Below are 15,139 nucleotides of genomic sequence, written 5' to 3' on the forward strand. Positions count from 1 at the left end.
TGGGTCAGTGATGGCGCTCTGCTCCCGATCGGAGCGGCCTTCCTTGATGCGGCGCAATCGGCGATTTGATCCTGCGCAATGTTCGGCGTCGGGCGCCATGGCAGGCGGGGCGCCATGTTCCGCTATCATCCCGACCTGCTCGCCGCGCCGGTGCCGCGCTACACCAGCTATCCGACCGCTGCCCAGTTCGGCGAGGATGTCGGCGCGGCCGACATGGCGCAGCGGCTGGACGCGATGCCGGCGGACGCGCGCCTGTCGCTCTATGTCCATATCCCCTATTGCCATGACATTTGCTGGTATTGCGGGTGCAACACCGGTGCGGCAACGCGGCCCCGCCGCCTGTCCGCCTATGTCGATGCGCTGGAGCGGGAAATGGCGCTGGTCTCGGCGCGGCTCGGCGGACGGGGACGCGTCACCCATGTCGCCTTTGGCGGCGGCAGTCCCAATTCTCTGCCGCTGATCGACTGGGTCCGGCTCAATCATCAGTTGCTGCTCTGCTTCGACGCCAGCGCGGCGGCGATGGCGGTGGAACTGGACCCACGCCGGATCGACCGGGCCTGGATCGACGCCATGGCGAAGGTCGGGGTGACGCGCGTCAATCTGGGGGTGCAGACATTTGCCACCCATGTGCAGCAGCGGATCGGCCGGGTGCAGCCGGCCGAGACGGTGGCGATGGCGGTGGGCGCGCTGGCCCGTGCGCGCATCCAGGCGGGGTTCGACCTGATGTATGGCCTGCCGGGGCAGAGCGAGGCGGATCTGGCGCAAACGCTGGAGGACAGCATTCGCCTGTCCCCCTCGCGCATCGCGCTGTTCGGCTATGCCCATATGCCGCGCCTGCTGCCGCGACAGCGGCGGATCGACGCGACCGAATTGCCGGGTGTCGAACAGCGCTTTGCGATGGCGAAGCTTGGCCATGCGATGCTGACGGCGGCCGGCTATCAGGCGATCGGCTTTGATCATTTCGCGCTGCCCGACGATCCGCTGGCGGTGGCCGCTGCAACTGGACGGCTGCGCCGCAATTTCCAGGGCTTTACCGAGGATGACAGCGATGCGCTGATCGGCATGGGCGCCAGCGCGATCAGCCAGTTTCCCGACCTGATCGTCCAGAATGAGAAGAATGCGGGGGCCTATCGCGAGGCCTTGTCGGACCATCGGCTGCCCGCAGCCCGTGGGGTGCGGCGCAGTGCCGACGACCAGCGGCGGGGCGCGTTGATCGAACGGCTGCTGTGCGATGGCCGGGCGGCCTGTGGCGACCTTGCCGAGCCGGCGCTGCTCGACCGGTTTGAGCGGATCGGCCTGCTCCGGCGGGAGGGGGACGAGTTGCTGCTGCAACCCGGCGCGGCGCCCTATGCCCGGTCGATCGCCGCCTGTTTCGATGCCTATCTGCGTCCGGCCGAAACGCGCTTCAGCGTCGCGGTCTGATCGCCGGCCCGGACCTCGCCGGGCCGGCGATCGCACGTCGGATCAGAAGCGCACGCCCACGCCCATCCAGACACGGGCCGGGTCGATCAGATAGCCCGATGTGTCATAGTTGAGCCGCTTGTCGAGCAGGTTCTGCACCCCGGCATGGACGGTGAAGGCGGGCGTGATCTTGTAGGAAGCGCCCATGTCCACCACCGTATAGTCGGGCGAGACGATATTATTGCCGCTGATCTGCGCCTCGGTCACGGCTTCCTCGCCGCGATAGACGGCGCGCACGAAGGCGGAGAAGCGCTTGTCCGGGCGCCAGTTGAGCGAGGCGCTGGCCTGCTGTTTGGGCGTGTCGTTGAGTGCCGCGCCGATATTGGCACCGCTCAGCTGTTCCGAATCCGTCAGCGTGCCGGTGGCGTTGAGCCGCAGCGTGTGGGTCAGCGGCACATCGACCGAGACTTCGACGCCGCGCACCCGCGCTTTGTCGACATTGACATAGGTCGTGGGAGGACGGCCGATCGAGCTGAGCGGTTCATCTACGCACCAGGCCCCCGCCACTTCGCAGGTCACGCGCGTGATCTTGTCGTTGAAGCGGGTGTCATAGGCAGTGACGCTGGCGTTGAAGCCATTCCGCGAGAAGAGCAGGGCAGCCTCGATCGTGCGGGAGGTTTCGGCTTCTAGGTCGGGATTGCCATAGATGGTGCCGCCACGGCTGGTCTGGCCCCAGTCGGGAATCGTCTGGCGCAGGCTCGGCGCGCGGAAGCCCTGCGAATAACCGCCCTTCAGCGTCAGGGACGGGGTGATGTTCCACACCGCATAGACGCGCGGGGTCCAGTGGACGCCATATTGTTCGTCATGGTCCATGCGGATGCCGCCGGTCAGCGCCAGTCCGTCGAGCAGCTTCAGCTCATTTTCGGCAAACAGCGCCCAGCTGGTGCGGGTGGTGCCGGTGGTGGTCGATCCCGACAAAAGGTTGCCGGTCAGGTCCGACAGATCCTCATAGCGATAAAAGCCGCCGACGGTCAGCGTGTTGGACGGCAGCGGGATCACCCACAGGCTTTGGCCGACCGTGTTCTTGATCCGTTTCTGCGCCTCGATATGTTCGGCATCCTCATATTGCAGATAGGATTCGGAACTGGCGAAGCCCCATTGGCCGCTATGGCTGATCGACGCGACCTTGCGCTTCTGGGTCTGGGTGGTTTCGGTGCCGAGCGGCGCGGTCGCCGATGTCTCGGTCGTCTCGCCGGCAACCTCGATCACCTTCTGCCGATAATAGCCGCCCTCCAGCAGGATCTGGTGGTTGGCGCTGAGGTTGAAGCCCAGCTTGCCGGCCAGGCTGTCATCATGCCGCTCGGGCGTGCCGCCGATTTCCGTGTCGCCCTCGCGCCGGTTCATCGATCCCTGCAATTGCAGGCCGATGCCGTTGGTGACGGGGCCGGACAGATAGAAATTGCCGTCGGTATAATTGCCGAAATTGTCCGCCAGCTGCATCGTGCCGTTGACGCGTGCGCTGCCGCGCCAATGGTCGCTGATCCGGCGGGTGATGATGTTGACGACGCCGCCCATCGCGTCCGATCCGTAGAGCGAGGACATCGGCCCACGCACCACCTCGATGCGCTCGATCGCTTCGAGCGGCGGCAGCAGGCCGCCTTCGCTGACATTGCCGCCATTGGTGCGGGATTCGCGCGACGACAGCCGCTTACCGTCGACCAGGATCAGCGTATATTGCGGCGCCATGCCGCGGATCGAGATGTCGCGGCTATTGCCTTCGCCCGGCGTGACGGTGACGCCGGGGATTTCCATCAGCGCATCGGTCACTTCGCGATAGGGCATGGCATCCAGCGTCTCGCGGGTGATGACGCTGATCGAGGCTGGCGCGTCGCGGACCTCCTGTTCACGGCCGGCGGCGGTGACGACGATCTGGTTGGAATCCTGGTCGGCTTCGGCGGCCAGCGCCTGTTGTGCGCTGGTCAGCGCGACAAGGGCCGCGGTTGCCCGCAGCATATGGATGGATGGCATGGAAATCCCCTGTTCTGGATAGACGGGCACCCGCCAGCCACCCGGCCGGACGGGTGCCGGAAATCAGTGGTGCGGGCCGGGCCCGATCGGTGGAACGAATATCATGGCGGGTTCATTTGCGATCGATTGTCAATTGCAAATGGCCGTTGCCAGAAGCGCGGGGCGGCGCCAAATATCGATATCGGATAAGGCTTATGCGGCCTTGCTATGGGGCAGGGCTGCGTCGCTGCCGCAATGGTCGGCGAACATGTCGCACAGCCAGGCGATCGCCGGGTCGCGATGCGACCGCTCGTTCCACAGCAGCCGATAGCCGAAGGTGCCGACCAGGTCCGGCGCGGGCAGGCAGGCCAGGTCATGGGTCCGGGCGATTGCCTCGGCCGCGCGGGTCGGCAGCGTCATCAGCGCGTCCGACCCCCGGATCATGTGCGGTGCCGCCTGGAAATAGGGCAGGCGGGCGATCACCCGCCGGCGCGGCGCCAGATCGCCCAGGCGCAGTTCGATCCGGTCGAAGCCGCTGTCGCTGACGACGAAGCTGATATGCGGGCAGGACAGGAAATCCTCGACCAACAGGGGCCGGTCGGTCGGATGCGCCGCCAGCTTGTGATGGCGATCGACGACGCAACTGAACGTCTCGGTGAACAGGAAGCGCTCATAGGTCTGGGCCGGATCGGGATCGAGCCCGCTGATGATGAGGTCGATCTCGCCTGCGGTCAGCCGCGCCACCATGTCGCCGGTCAAAGGCACGATGTCGATCGCCGCCAGCGGCGCCGCGCGGCCGATATGCGGCAGGGTCGGCGCAACCACGGCGGCGACGCCGAAATCGGTCGATGCGACGCGAAATCGGCGATCGAGCGTCGCCGGATCGAAACAGGGCGGTTCCAGCAGGCCGGCGGTCGTCGCCAGCCAGTCCTGCAAGGATGGCGCCAGTTCCTCCGCCCGCCGGGTCAGTTCCATGCCGCCGGCGGTCCGCACCAGCAGGGGGTCGCCCAGCAGGCTGCGCAACTGCGCCAGCGACCGGCTGACCGACGGCTGGCTGACGCCCAGTTGCTGCGCCGTGCGGGTGACGCTTTTCGTGCGCAGCAACAGGCCCAGTGTCACCAGGCTGTTGAGATCGAAATGCACGCCGCCAAGCAAGAGAGACCGGTCCGTTCCTTAAGGATAATGCGGACCATTCTTAACTTCAGGGGCGGTCAGGGTCCAGTCCCGTTGCATTTCCGGACTGTTGCGCGGCGCGATCGGCGCCGATTGACAGGCCCCTTCCTCCGGATTTATGAAATAATCTGTATCACATCTTCTTCGATCAAAAGCCTGTGCGCCTGCAATCATTGTGTCCGGGGCAACAGGTGCGACGATGATGAAAGGGATGGGCGCCGTCTGTGCGGCGCTCGACGCCGTGACGGTCGATCCAGCATATAAGGGCCGCGCGGTCTGGATGGGAGGATGCCATGACACGCCGTTTCCGGACGTTGCTTTTCTGCGCCTGCGCGACTCTGCCTACCCTGCCGATCGAGGCCCAGGCCCAGGCGCAGGATAAGGCTCAGGACAGGGCCAGCGTGACCCAGGACATCATCGTCACTGCCCGCCGGACCGAGGAACGGCTGCAGGACGTGCCGATCTCGATCACTGTCTTCAACCAGGAAGAACTGGCCAACCGCAATGTCGTCAATGCGCAGGATCTGGCCGCCTATACCCCCTCGCTGTCCGCCAATGGCAATTTCGGCAGCGAAAATAGCAGTTTCGCCATCCGTGGCTTTGCCCAGGACATCGGCACCGCGCCCTCGGTCGGCGTCTATTTCGCCGATGTGGTCGCGCCGCGCGGCGCCTCCAACGGCCTGCCCTCGGGCGATGGCGCCGGGCCGGGCGCCTTTTTCGACCTGCAGAATGTCCAGATATTGAAGGGGCCGCAGGGCACCCTGTTCGGCCGCAACACCACCGGCGGCGCGATCCTGCTGGTGCCGCAGAAGCCGACCGACGAATTTTCCGGCTATGTCGAAGGATCGGTCGGCAATTATGACATGTGGCGCGGCCAGGCGGTGGTCAACGCGCCGCTCGGCGACCGGGCGCGAATGCGCATCGGCGTCGATCGGCAGAAGCGCGACGGCTATATGCGCAACGGCAGCGGCATCGGCCCCGACTGGTTCGGCGATGTCGACTATATCGCGCTGCGCGCCAGCCTGGTCGTCGATCTGACTCCCGATCTCGAAAATTACACCATCCTGTCCTACAGCGATTCCAGCAATAACGGCCCGATCCAGAAGCTCGTCGCGGCCGCGCCGGAGGGGCTGGGCCAGCTCGCCTATGGCCAGTTGCTGCGCCAGGGCAACGGTTTCTATGACGTCATGCAGTCACTGGAGGATCCCTATTCCAGGACCGAGCAATGGCAGCTGATCAACACCACCAGCTGGCAGGCGAGCGACACGCTCACGGTCAAGAATATCGTCAGCTACGCCCAGTTGAAGCAGCGCATGAATGCGCCGCTGTTCGGCACCGATTTCGTCGTCGATTTCGCCGCGATCAATCCCTTCCTCGCCGCGCTGGGCAGCTATCATCTGCCCTTCACCACGGTGACGTCGATTCCGGGCGGCTATACCGCCAACCAGTCGACCTTTACCGAGGAACTGCAATTGCAGGGGCGCTCGGGCGATGGCCGGCTCAACTGGCAGGCGGGCGCCTATCTGGAGGTCAGCGAACCGCTGGGCATGAGCGGCAGCCAGTCGCCCTTCCTGGCGTCCTGCACCGATTCCGCCACGCTGCAATGCACCGATCCGATGGGCTTCCTGTCCAATCTCGATCCGACCATCCCGGCGTTCGCCAAGCCGATCCATGCCGGCACCGTCAATTACACGGCGGGGCGCACCAATTTCCACAATGTCGGCCTTTATGCGCAGGCGACCTATGCGCTGACCGATCAGCTGAAACTGACCGGTGGTTTCCGCTACACCTGGGATCATTCGCGCAATGTCAGCGACCAGCGCACCTATATCGTCGCCTATCCGCCGCAATATGGCGCCTTCAATCCGGCCGCACCCTATCGCTGCACCAATCCGCAGGCGGCGGCGACCAATTGCGTGTCGCATTATTACCAGTCGTCGGAAAAGCCGACCTGGCTGGTCGACCTGGATTACAACCCGACCCAGGACATATTGCTCTACGCCAAATATGCGCGCGGCTATCGCGCCGGCACGATCGTCCCCAATATCACCGCGCCGCTCAACATCGTCGAGCCGGAGAAGGTGGACAGCTATGAGCTGGGCCTCAAGACCAGCTTTGGCGGCGCGCTGCGCGGCACCTTCAACCTGGCTGGCTTCTATAATGATTTTTCCAACCAGCAATTGCAGGTCGGCTTCAATGCGCGACCGCTGTCGGGGCAGGCGTCCACCGCCGCGCCGGTCAATGCCGGCAAGTCGGAGATATGGGGGCTGGAGGCCGATGCCTCGCTCACCCCGTTCCAGGGACTGGTGCTGACCGGCGGCTACAGCTATCTGCGCACCAAGATCAAATCGGTGCCCGATTTCTCCAGCTTCAACGACCCCAATTATATCCTGGCCGCGCCGTTCCAGCCCGGCGATCCCGAAGTGCTGTCGCCGCGCCACAAGGTCACGGTCAGCGGCACCTACACCCTGCCGCTGGACGAGGAGAAGATCGGCCGCATCTCCTTCGGCGCGACCTTCACCCATCGTTCCTCGATGCTGGTCAACTATACCGACCGCACCAATCCCGATCCGTCGATCGCCGCGCTCAGCACACTGGCCCCGCTCGATCTGCTCAACCTCAACGCCAGCTGGAACAATATCGCCGGCGCGCCCATCGACCTCAGCCTGTTCATGACCAATGTGACCAGGGAAAAATATTACAGCTTCATCGCCGGGCTGGGATCACCCAGCGTGAATTTCGAGACGGCGACGCTGGGCGAGCCGCAAATGTATGGCGCGCGCCTGCGCTTCCGCTTCGGCGGATGAACGGGCACCGCCGACTGCGAAAATTGATCCATGTCTAGGACGGCGCTTCCGACGGCTGATAGGTTGCCTGGCAATCAAGCGGAGTCGGTTCGATGGACGTGATCACGGATGCTGCCTATCTGTTTCGCCGGTCGCGCGACGAGACGCGCAAAGCCGACGAAGCCCGTGCGCGCGGCGACGCGGTGTGCGTGATTGCTGCGCACAATGAACTGGCGCTGCGCTACAAGGTTCGCGCCCTGTCGCTGTCCAGCGGCGCGGTCCCCTGCATCGACGCGACCGGGCGACGATCGGCCTAATCCTTCTCGCCCTGCAGGCTGATACGGCCGGTTTTCAGCCCCGGTGCGCTGACCTGTAGCGTGATTGCGCCCGGTTTGCCGGTGCCGCGCAGGAAGGCGACCGCCTTGCCGCCCACCGCCGCGCGCTGTGGCGAGGCAAAGGCGGTGTGATCGGTGACGCTGCCATTGTCGAAGGCGACGACGCGGCCCGGCCCCGATACCGTCGCGCTCAGCAGCGGCGTGGCGCCGGGCACCAGCACGCCCTTCGCGTCCACCACTTCGGCCCGCACCGCGACGACATCGTCGAAGCCGCCGCCGACTGCCTTGGCCTCCGGCACCAGCCGAATTGCAGCGGGCGCGCCGGCGCTGCGCAGAATATCTTCCGCCACCTTTGCGCCGCCGCGATAGCCGACCGCGCGCAACTCGCCCGGCGCATAGTCGACGTCCCATGTGATCGCGCTGTCGTCCGCGTTGCGCGGCTTGCGGCCCAGCGACTTGCCGTTGAGGAACAGCTCGACCTCGTCGCTGTTGCTGTAGACCTCGACCTTTTCCTTGTGCGCGGCGCGATTGTCGGGCGACCAGTCGGTCAGCGCGCCCGGCCCCTTGGGCTGGGGCAGGGCGATGCCGACCATGGTCGGCATCTCGCTGATGTCGATCACTTCGGTCACGCGCCGGGCCAGCTTCACGACCGGTTTTTCCGACCACCAGCTCGCCCGTTCCCAGCCGATCGGTTTCACCCCGTCGACCCGGTCGACCAGCCCCGACGGGTTGCTGATCGCCGGCCAGCCGGCCCGGTCCGCCTCGCCCAGATAGTCGACGCCGGTCCACAGGAACATGCCGGCATAGGCCGGGTCGTCGCGCACCACGAGCCAGCTTGACCGGTTCTTGCTGTTCTCCGTGCCGATGATCTTGCGGCTGGGCTTGTCGGCATGCGCCTTGGCCAGTTCATTCTCGCGATAATTCTGGCCCACCACGTCCAGCAGGTCGGCGGTGCCATTCTCATAATCATGGGTGGTGTTGGGGCGGAACAGCGCCATCGTCACCGGCCGGGTCGGATCCTCGGCATGGAAGATGTCCTGCAGGCGGGTGATGATCGACTGCGCCACCAGCGGATAGGGCGTGTCGTGAATCTCGTTGCCGATCGACCAGATGACGATGCTGGGATGGTTGCGATCGCGCCGCACGAAATCGCGCGCGTCGATCGACGACCAGTCGGTGAAATAGAGATGATAATCCTGCGGGTTCTTCGCCACCGTCCACATGTCGAAGCCCTCGTTCATGACGATCAGGCCAAGCCGGTCGCACAGGTCGAGAAATTCGGGCGAGAAGGGGTGATGGGCGGTGCGCACCGCATTGACGCCCAGCGCCATCAGCCCCTTGAGCCGCCGTTCATAGACGGCGAGCGGCACCGCCATGCCGAACGGCCCGCCATCGGCATGGATCGCCACGCCCTTCAGCTTGATGTTGCGGCCATTCAGCCAGAAACCGCTCGCCGCCTCGAATCTGGCATCACGAATGCCGAAGGGGACGCGTTCCTCATAGAGCAGCCGCCCGTCGGTGGCGCGCACGCGCAGCAGCGCCTGATGCATCGCCGGGTCGCCAATGTCCCAGCGGCGCGGATCGGCCAGCGTGCCGCTGACATCCATCTGGGTCGCGCGGCCGGCGGGCAGGCTGATGCTCTGCCCGGTGAAGGTCGCGATGCTGCGGCCGTCCGGCCCCTCGATCACCGCTTCCAGCCGCGCCTCGATCGGGGCGCTGCCCTGGTTCATCACGCTGCTGCCGATGGTCAGGTCCGCGCTCTTCGCGTCGAGTTTTGCCACCCGCACGGTGCTGCCCCATGTTTCGGCATGGACATCACCCAGGGTGAGGATGCGGACATGGCGATAGATGCCGCCGCCCGCATACCAGCGCGAGGCCGGTTGAGAGGAGGTGTCTGCGCGCACTGCCAGCACATTCTCCTGCCCGGCGGCTTTGAGATGCTGGGTGATCTCGTAGCGGAAGCTGGCATAGCCGCTTGGCCGATGGCCGACATGCTGGCCGTTGATCCACACGCCCGACCGTTCCATCACGCCGTCGAACTCGACGAAGACGCGCTGGCCGGCGCTGGCAGGCGGCAAGGTGAAATGCTTGCGATACCAGGCGACGCCGGTGGGCAGGAAACCGCCCGATCCGGTCGCGGGCGCATGTTCGTCAAACGGCCCGGCGATCGCCCAATCATGCGGCAGGTCGACCGGCTGCCAGCTTGCATCGGCAAAGCCGGGCTGCTCGGCGGTCGCGACATCGCCCTGATGGAAGCGCCAGCCGGCATCGAAATTCTGAGCGCCGGTCGGCTGGGCAAAGGCGACGATCGGGCCGCCGATGACGATCAGCAGCGCCAAGGCGAGGCCGGCAGCGCTCCGCCCGATCAGAGTGCGAACCTGTGCGTTCCGTCCCGTCGCCATATCGGCCCCCTCTCCAGAATATGTCCACTATGTGGCGCTGTGGCGCCCTATGTGGGTATATGGCTACAGGAGTGGCGGGCCGATGCCAAGCGGCTTTGCTGGTCCTGCGGGGCGGGCGGCGACGCGACAGGCAAATCTCCTACGAAGTTCACAGTGTCGTTCGCGGATTCGGGCGAAATGCGCCGCAAACGCCCCCATGACGCGCCTGCCACGCGTCGGCGACGCGTCGGTCGGGTCATGATGCGGGTCATCCCGACGCGTCGCCGACGCGACATCCACGCGACAGCGAAGCGACAGATTTGCACCGGTGATGCGCGTGAACGCCGGGAGGCATGGAGGGGGCGGGGCCATCCCACAGGATAGATCAGAGAAGGGCCGAGTAGGAAAGCGGGTGACCGGAAGCGACCAGAAGCTGACGTTTCCTACTCCCCTCCCTTCCAGGGAGGGGCCGGGGGTGGGTGCGCCGCGTAGCGGCGGTCTACAGTCGATAGGGCAGAAGCTCGCTGCGCTCGCAACCCACCCCAACCCCTCCCTGGAAGGGAGGGGCTATGTCTTGTTTCCACCCATTTCGGACCTGAAGGGGCTCGTTCAGCCGGGTCATTGTCCCCCTTCAGCGCACCTTGAAACTATATGTGCCGCTGACCGGCTGATGATCGTTGCCCATCACCGTCCATTGAAGATCATAGCTGCCGGTCGGCAGGGCGCGGGGCAGGGTGATGACCAGGCCCTTGCCGTCGGCGGCCGCGGCAGTGGTGAAGCCCTTGATCGGCATCGGCGGATGATCGGCCATGCCCGGCATGCCGGTCATGGTGAGCGTGATGCTGCTATGATCGGCCTGCAGCGCCTCGGAAAAGCCCAGGGTCAGCCGGGTCGGCTTGGCAACGCTGGCATTGGCGGCGGGACTGGCCGCAACGAGCTGCGGCTTGGCGAAGGCGGCGCCGGGCAGGGCGGTCAGCACAAGGGCAGCAGCGATCAGGGGCAGGCGGGGCATGGATGTCTCCGAAAAAAAATGCGCGTCATGCAGGGGAATACGCATTGTTCTGTCGCATCCCTCACCCCTCACGCTATTTTGTGCGAGGGATGGGCCGGCCGGATGCGTATCGTCAGGCAGGACATGAAGGACGGAACGATGGACGATCTGGATGACAGGCTGGCCGGGCTGCGCGACGCGCCGGCGGCGGCGCGCTTCGACGGGCTGGAGGCGGCGGTGATGCAGGGGCTGGATCGCCGCCGCGAACGCAGCGTCGCGCGGCGCAGCCTGATGCTGGCCGGCGTGATGGCGATCGGCATCGGCTGGATCGGCAGCACCTTGCCCGCGCAGCCGGCGCAGGCCGCGCCCGGCCCGCTGCTGATCGGCATGTCCGACTATGCGCCCTCGCGCCTGCTGGAGCGATAAGGATGGGCAAACGCTATTGGCTGGTGGCGCTGGTCGCCTTTGCCGCGGCGCTGGCCGCCGTGCTGGTGGCGCGTATCTGGCTGGCGCCCGCGCCGCCGATGGAGAATGAGGTCCATGCCCTGCTCCATGATCGGCTGACCCTGGACGCCGGCCAGAAGCAGCGCATCGCCGATCTGGAAGCCGCCTTCGCCCGGCGCAAGGCGGCGTTGGATGCAGAGATGCGCGCCGACAATCAGCGGCTGGCCGCCGCGATCGCCGCCGAACATGGCTATGGCCCGCGCGTCGCCCAGGCGGTCGACCGGTCGCACCAGGCGATGGGGGAATTGCAGAAGGAAACATTGAAGCACATCTTCGCGATGCGCGGCGTGCTGCGGCCCGATCAGGCCGCGCTGTTCGACGCCGCCGTCGTCAAGGCGCTGACCCAGCCTGTCGGGTGACGGCTGACGATCCCGATGATGCCACGCTGGCGGCGCAGGCGCTGGCCGGGCGGCAGGCGGCCTATGGCGCGCTGATGCGGCGGCACCGCGATGCCGTCTATCGGCTGGCGCGCGGCCATGTCGGCGATGCCGACGCGGCAATGGACATCGTGCAGGAAAGCTTCGTCGCCGCCTTTGCCGCGCTCGCTCGCTATGATGGACGCCGTCCCTTTCGCGGCTGGATCGCGCGGATCACGATCAACAAATGCCATGACTGGGCGCGCCGCCGTGCCGTCCGCCGCTTCTTCAGCTTCGCCCGGCCGATCGAGGACGCGGCCCATGTCGCCGACGCCGCGCCCGATCCCGAGCAGGCGGCCCAGTCCCGCGCCGGCGTCGCCCGGATCGAGGCGGCGGTGGCGGCGCTGCCGGTGGCGCTGCGCGAGGTGGTTTTGCTGCGCGGGATCGAGGGCATGAGCCAGGCCGAGGTCGCGCAGATATTGGGCGTCACCGAAAAGGCGGTGGAAACCCGCCTCTACCGTGCCCGCCTGCAATTGCAGGAGATGTTGAGGGAAAGCGACGCGGCGCGCGTATAGAGGGACATGACCGATCTGCCTTCCCTCCCACTCGCCCGCCGCAGCCTGATCCGGGGGGGCGCCGCGCTTGCACTGGTGCAGGCCTTGCCGGGCTGGGCCGCCACCGGCACGCATGGCGCGGCGCAGGGCGCGCTGTCGGGCGAGACGATCGCGCTCAGCATCGGCGACGGGCATTTTGCGACCGGCGGCCGATCGGCCCATGCGATCAGCGTCAATGGTGGCACACCGGCACCGCTCATCCGCCTGCGCGAGGGGCAGAATGTCAACATCGCCGTCACCAACCGGCTGAAAGAGGATAGCTCGATCCACTGGCATGGGCTGATCCTGCCCTTCCAAATGGACGGCGTGCCGGGCATCAGCTTCCCCGGCATCATGCCGGGCGAGACCTTCATTTATCGCTTTCCGGTGCGGCAGGCAGGCACCTACTGGTATCACAGCCATTCGGGCATGCAGGAGGCGATGGGCCTTTACGGGCCGATCATCATCGATCCCGCCGGCCCCGATCCGGTGGCCTATGACCGGGAGCATGTGATCCTGCTCGCCGACTGGAGCCCGGTCCACCCGCACAGGCTGCTGCAAAGGCTGAAGCAGATGGGCGGCTATTACAACATGCAGCGCCAGACGCTGACCGGGTTGCTGGCGGGGAAGGATCAGGGTCTCAAGGACCGGATCGACTGGGGCGCGATGCGCATGGACCCGACCGATATTTCCGACGTCACCGGCGCCACCTACAGCTATCTGGTGAACGGCATGGGCACGGCCGAGAACTGGACCGGCCTGTTCGCGCCGGGCGAGCGGGTGCGGCTGCGCATCATCAACGCGTCGGCGATGACCAATTTCAATATCCGCCTGCCCGGCCTGCCGATGACCGTGATCCAATGCGACGGGCAGGATGTGCAGCCGGTCGAGACCGACGAGTTCCAGATCGGCATTGCCGAAACCTATGACGTGATCGTCCAGCCCGGCGAGGCGAAGCCCTATGCCCTGATTGCCGAGGCGATCGACCGGTCGGGCCTGGTCCGCGCGACGCTGGCGCCGCAGCTCGGCATGGTCGCGCCGGTGCCGGCCCGGCGCGTCCGGCCGCTGCTAGGCATGAAGGACATGGGCATGGACATGGGCGGCATGGATATGGGCCATGGCGGCGTGATCGACCTCAGCCAGCCGGCCAATGAAAGCATGTCCGGCCACAGCATGAAGATGCGCGACAAGTCGGTCGCGCCCGGCGTGAAAATGGGGCCGGGCGTCGCTACCCTGTCGCCGATGCCGGCCGATCGCACCGCCGACCGGCCGACGGGGCTGGAGGATGTCGATCATCGCGTGCTGACCTATGCCGATCTGCGATCGCTGACAGCGAACACGGACCTGCGCACGCCGAGCCGATCGCTCGACATCCACCTGACCGCGAACATGGAACGATATATGTGGTCGTTCGATGGGGTGAAGCTGTCCGAAGGGGCCGAGCCGATCGCCTTCCGCCATATGGAACGGGTGCGCGTGACCCTGATCAACGACACGATGATGCCGCATCCCATCCATCTGCATGGTCATTTCTTCGAACTGGTGACCGGCGAGGCGGCGCATAATCCGCGCAAGCATACGGTGAATGTGCTGCCCGGCGGCAAGGTCAGCTTCGACCTCACCGCCGATGCGCTGGGCGACTGGGCCTTCCACTGCCATATGCTGATGCACATGCATGCCGGGATGATGCGGGTCGTGACGGTCCGCCATGGGGAGGACGCGGCATGAAGCTGATCGCGCTCCTGCTGCTCGCCGCCGCTGCGCCGGTGCAGGCCCAGACCATGGACCATAGCCAGATGGACCATGGCGCGATGGGCCACAGTATGCCCACCACCGATGCTGCGATCCCACAGGGCACGGCCCCGCCGGTGCCGACCGATCATGCCGCCGACGCGCTCTATGACCCCGCTGCCATGGCCCGCGCCCGCGCGGCGATGATCGCGGAAGGGGGCGGCATGACCTATTCGCAATGGATGTTCGATCGGCTGGAATATCGCGCCGGCAAGGGCGCGGATGGCTATGCTTGGGAAGGCGAGGGCTGGATCGGCGGCGACATCAACCGCTTCGCGGTCAAGAGCGAGGGTGAAGGGAGGTTCGGCGGATCGCTCGAACGGGCCGAGGTTCAGGCGCTCTACAGCCGGGCGATCGACCCCTGGTTCAACCTGCAGGCGGGCGTGCGGCAGGATTTCGGCGAAGGGCCGGACCGCAGCTATGCGGTGATCGGCATTGATGGCCTGGCACCCTACTGGTTCGAGGTCGGGGCCGAAGCCTTCCTGTCGACCAGGGGCGACGCCCATCTGCGGCTGGAGGCGAGCTATGACCAGCGTATCACCCAGCGACTGATCCTGCAGCCCGCCGCCGAGTTCAATCTGGCGGCGCAGCATGTGCCCGAACTGGGGATCGGCGCCGGCCCGTCCGATATCGAGCTTGGGCTGCGGCTGCGCTACGAGATCGCCCGCGAATTCGCGCCCTATGTCGGTGTGAATTGGGAGCGCAAGCTGGGCGATACGGCCGACCATGCCCGTGCCGTCGGCGAGAAGCCGTCGGCCACCAGCCTGGTGATCGGCCTGCGCGCCTGGTTCTGAGAGGCGCTTGCAGGCCGCCTGATATTC

Annotated in this window: 12 protein-coding genes; 8 read left to right on the plus strand and 4 right to left on the minus strand. The window is 66.0% G+C overall.

Annotated elements, in window-relative coordinates:
- The first annotated feature begins 114 nt into the window (after positions 1 to 114).
- Complete coding sequence (gene hemN / locus JQK15_RS14915; protein WP_214866236.1) at positions 115 to 1,422, plus strand: oxygen-independent coproporphyrinogen III oxidase; 1,308 nt, start codon at positions 115 to 117, stop codon at positions 1,420 to 1,422.
- Between the two features lie 42 nt (positions 1,423 to 1,464).
- Here hemN and JQK15_RS14920 read toward each other — a convergent pair whose 3' ends face one another.
- The gene (locus tag JQK15_RS14920) at positions 1,465 to 3,429 is read right to left on the minus strand and encodes a TonB-dependent receptor domain-containing protein (RefSeq protein WP_214866237.1); all 1,965 of its coding nucleotides are present in this window, start codon (positions 3,427 to 3,429) and stop codon (positions 1,465 to 1,467) included.
- A gap of 192 nt (positions 3,430 to 3,621) precedes the next feature.
- Positions 3,622 to 4,551, minus strand: a complete 930-nt coding sequence (locus JQK15_RS14925) for a LysR family transcriptional regulator (protein ID WP_353047204.1) — start codon at positions 4,549 to 4,551, stop codon at positions 3,622 to 3,624.
- A 323-nt stretch (positions 4,552 to 4,874) separates the two neighbouring features.
- On the opposite strand from JQK15_RS14925, the gene JQK15_RS14930 reads away from it, so the two are divergent.
- Both JQK15_RS14930 and JQK15_RS14935 read left to right on the plus strand, forming a co-directional pair.
- A complete protein-coding gene (locus tag JQK15_RS14930) occupies positions 4,875 to 7,388 on the plus strand; it encodes a TonB-dependent receptor (RefSeq protein WP_214866239.1) in 2,514 nt (837 codons plus the stop codon).
- Between the two features lie 92 nt (positions 7,389 to 7,480).
- On the plus strand, positions 7,481 to 7,684 hold the full coding sequence (locus tag JQK15_RS14935) for a hypothetical protein (RefSeq protein ID WP_010339662.1): 204 nt from the start codon (positions 7,481 to 7,483) through the stop codon (positions 7,682 to 7,684).
- Here the strand turns inward: JQK15_RS14935 and JQK15_RS14940 are convergent.
- Both JQK15_RS14940 and JQK15_RS14945 read right to left on the minus strand, forming a co-directional pair.
- Positions 7,681 to 10,104 (minus strand): glycoside hydrolase family 2 TIM barrel-domain containing protein, encoded by a 2,424-nt coding sequence (locus JQK15_RS14940; protein ID WP_214866240.1) that lies wholly within the window; start codon positions 10,102 to 10,104, stop codon positions 7,681 to 7,683. The genes JQK15_RS14935 and JQK15_RS14940 overlap by 4 nt on opposite strands.
- Positions 10,105 to 10,714: 610 nt before the next feature.
- Positions 10,715 to 11,095: a copper resistance protein CopC gene (locus JQK15_RS14945; protein WP_214866241.1), complete on the minus strand. Its 381-nt coding sequence runs from the start codon at positions 11,093 to 11,095 to the stop codon at positions 10,715 to 10,717.
- Positions 11,096 to 11,197: 102 nt separating this feature from the next.
- On the opposite strand from JQK15_RS14945, the gene JQK15_RS14950 reads away from it, so the two are divergent.
- Genes JQK15_RS14950 through JQK15_RS14970 form a run of 5 tightly spaced genes read left to right on the plus strand, consistent with a single transcriptional unit; the run spans position 11,198 to position 15,112 of the window.
- A complete protein-coding gene (locus JQK15_RS14950) occupies positions 11,198 to 11,500 on the plus strand; it encodes a hypothetical protein (RefSeq protein ID WP_214866242.1) in 303 nt (100 codons plus the stop codon).
- Positions 11,501 to 11,502: 2 nt separating this feature from the next.
- The gene (locus JQK15_RS14955) at positions 11,503 to 11,937 is read left to right on the plus strand and encodes a periplasmic heavy metal sensor (protein WP_214866243.1); all 435 of its coding nucleotides are present in this window, start codon (positions 11,503 to 11,505) and stop codon (positions 11,935 to 11,937) included.
- Positions 11,934 to 12,509, plus strand: coding sequence for an RNA polymerase sigma factor (locus tag JQK15_RS14960; RefSeq protein WP_214866244.1), 576 nt, complete (start codon positions 11,934 to 11,936; stop codon positions 12,507 to 12,509). Before JQK15_RS14955 ends, JQK15_RS14960 begins: the two co-directional genes overlap by 4 nt.
- A gap of 6 nt (positions 12,510 to 12,515) precedes the next feature.
- Positions 12,516 to 14,255 (plus strand): copper resistance system multicopper oxidase, encoded by a 1,740-nt coding sequence (locus JQK15_RS14965; protein ID WP_214866245.1) that lies wholly within the window; start codon positions 12,516 to 12,518, stop codon positions 14,253 to 14,255.
- Entirely contained in the window at positions 14,252 to 15,112 is an 861-nt protein-coding gene (locus JQK15_RS14970) for a copper resistance protein B (protein WP_214866246.1), read from the plus strand. The genes JQK15_RS14965 and JQK15_RS14970 overlap by 4 nt, the downstream gene beginning before the upstream one ends.
- Positions 15,113 to 15,139: the final 27 nt, after the last annotated feature.

Origin of the sequence: Sphingobium sp. BHU LFT2, from assembly GCF_018604485.1 — a bacterium.
GTDB lineage: Bacteria > Pseudomonadota > Alphaproteobacteria > Sphingomonadales > Sphingomonadaceae > Sphingobium > Sphingobium yanoikuyae_A.

What these genes read in the sequence shown, in the direction of transcription:
- hemN (WP_214866236.1), top strand. Translation starts at nt 115, where the DNA reads ATGTTCCGCTATCATCCCGACCTGCTCGCCGCGCCGGTGCCGCGCTAC.
- JQK15_RS14920 (WP_214866237.1), bottom strand. Translation starts at nt 3,429, where the DNA reads ATGCCATCCATCCATATGCTGCGGGCAACCGCGGCCCTTGTCGCGCTG.
- JQK15_RS14930 (WP_214866239.1), top strand. Translation starts at nt 4,875, where the DNA reads ATGACACGCCGTTTCCGGACGTTGCTTTTCTGCGCCTGCGCGACTCTG.
- JQK15_RS14935 (WP_010339662.1), top strand. Translation starts at nt 7,481, where the DNA reads ATGGACGTGATCACGGATGCTGCCTATCTGTTTCGCCGGTCGCGCGAC.
- JQK15_RS14940 (WP_214866240.1), bottom strand. Translation starts at nt 10,104, where the DNA reads ATGGCGACGGGACGGAACGCACAGGTTCGCACTCTGATCGGGCGGAGC.
- JQK15_RS14945 (WP_214866241.1), bottom strand. Translation starts at nt 11,095, where the DNA reads ATGCCCCGCCTGCCCCTGATCGCTGCTGCCCTTGTGCTGACCGCCCTG.
- JQK15_RS14950 (WP_214866242.1), top strand. Translation starts at nt 11,198, where the DNA reads ATGCGTATCGTCAGGCAGGACATGAAGGACGGAACGATGGACGATCTG.
- JQK15_RS14955 (WP_214866243.1), top strand. Translation starts at nt 11,503, where the DNA reads ATGGGCAAACGCTATTGGCTGGTGGCGCTGGTCGCCTTTGCCGCGGCG.
- JQK15_RS14965 (WP_214866245.1), top strand. Translation starts at nt 12,516, where the DNA reads ATGACCGATCTGCCTTCCCTCCCACTCGCCCGCCGCAGCCTGATCCGG.
- JQK15_RS14970 (WP_214866246.1), top strand. Translation starts at nt 14,252, where the DNA reads ATGAAGCTGATCGCGCTCCTGCTGCTCGCCGCCGCTGCGCCGGTGCAG.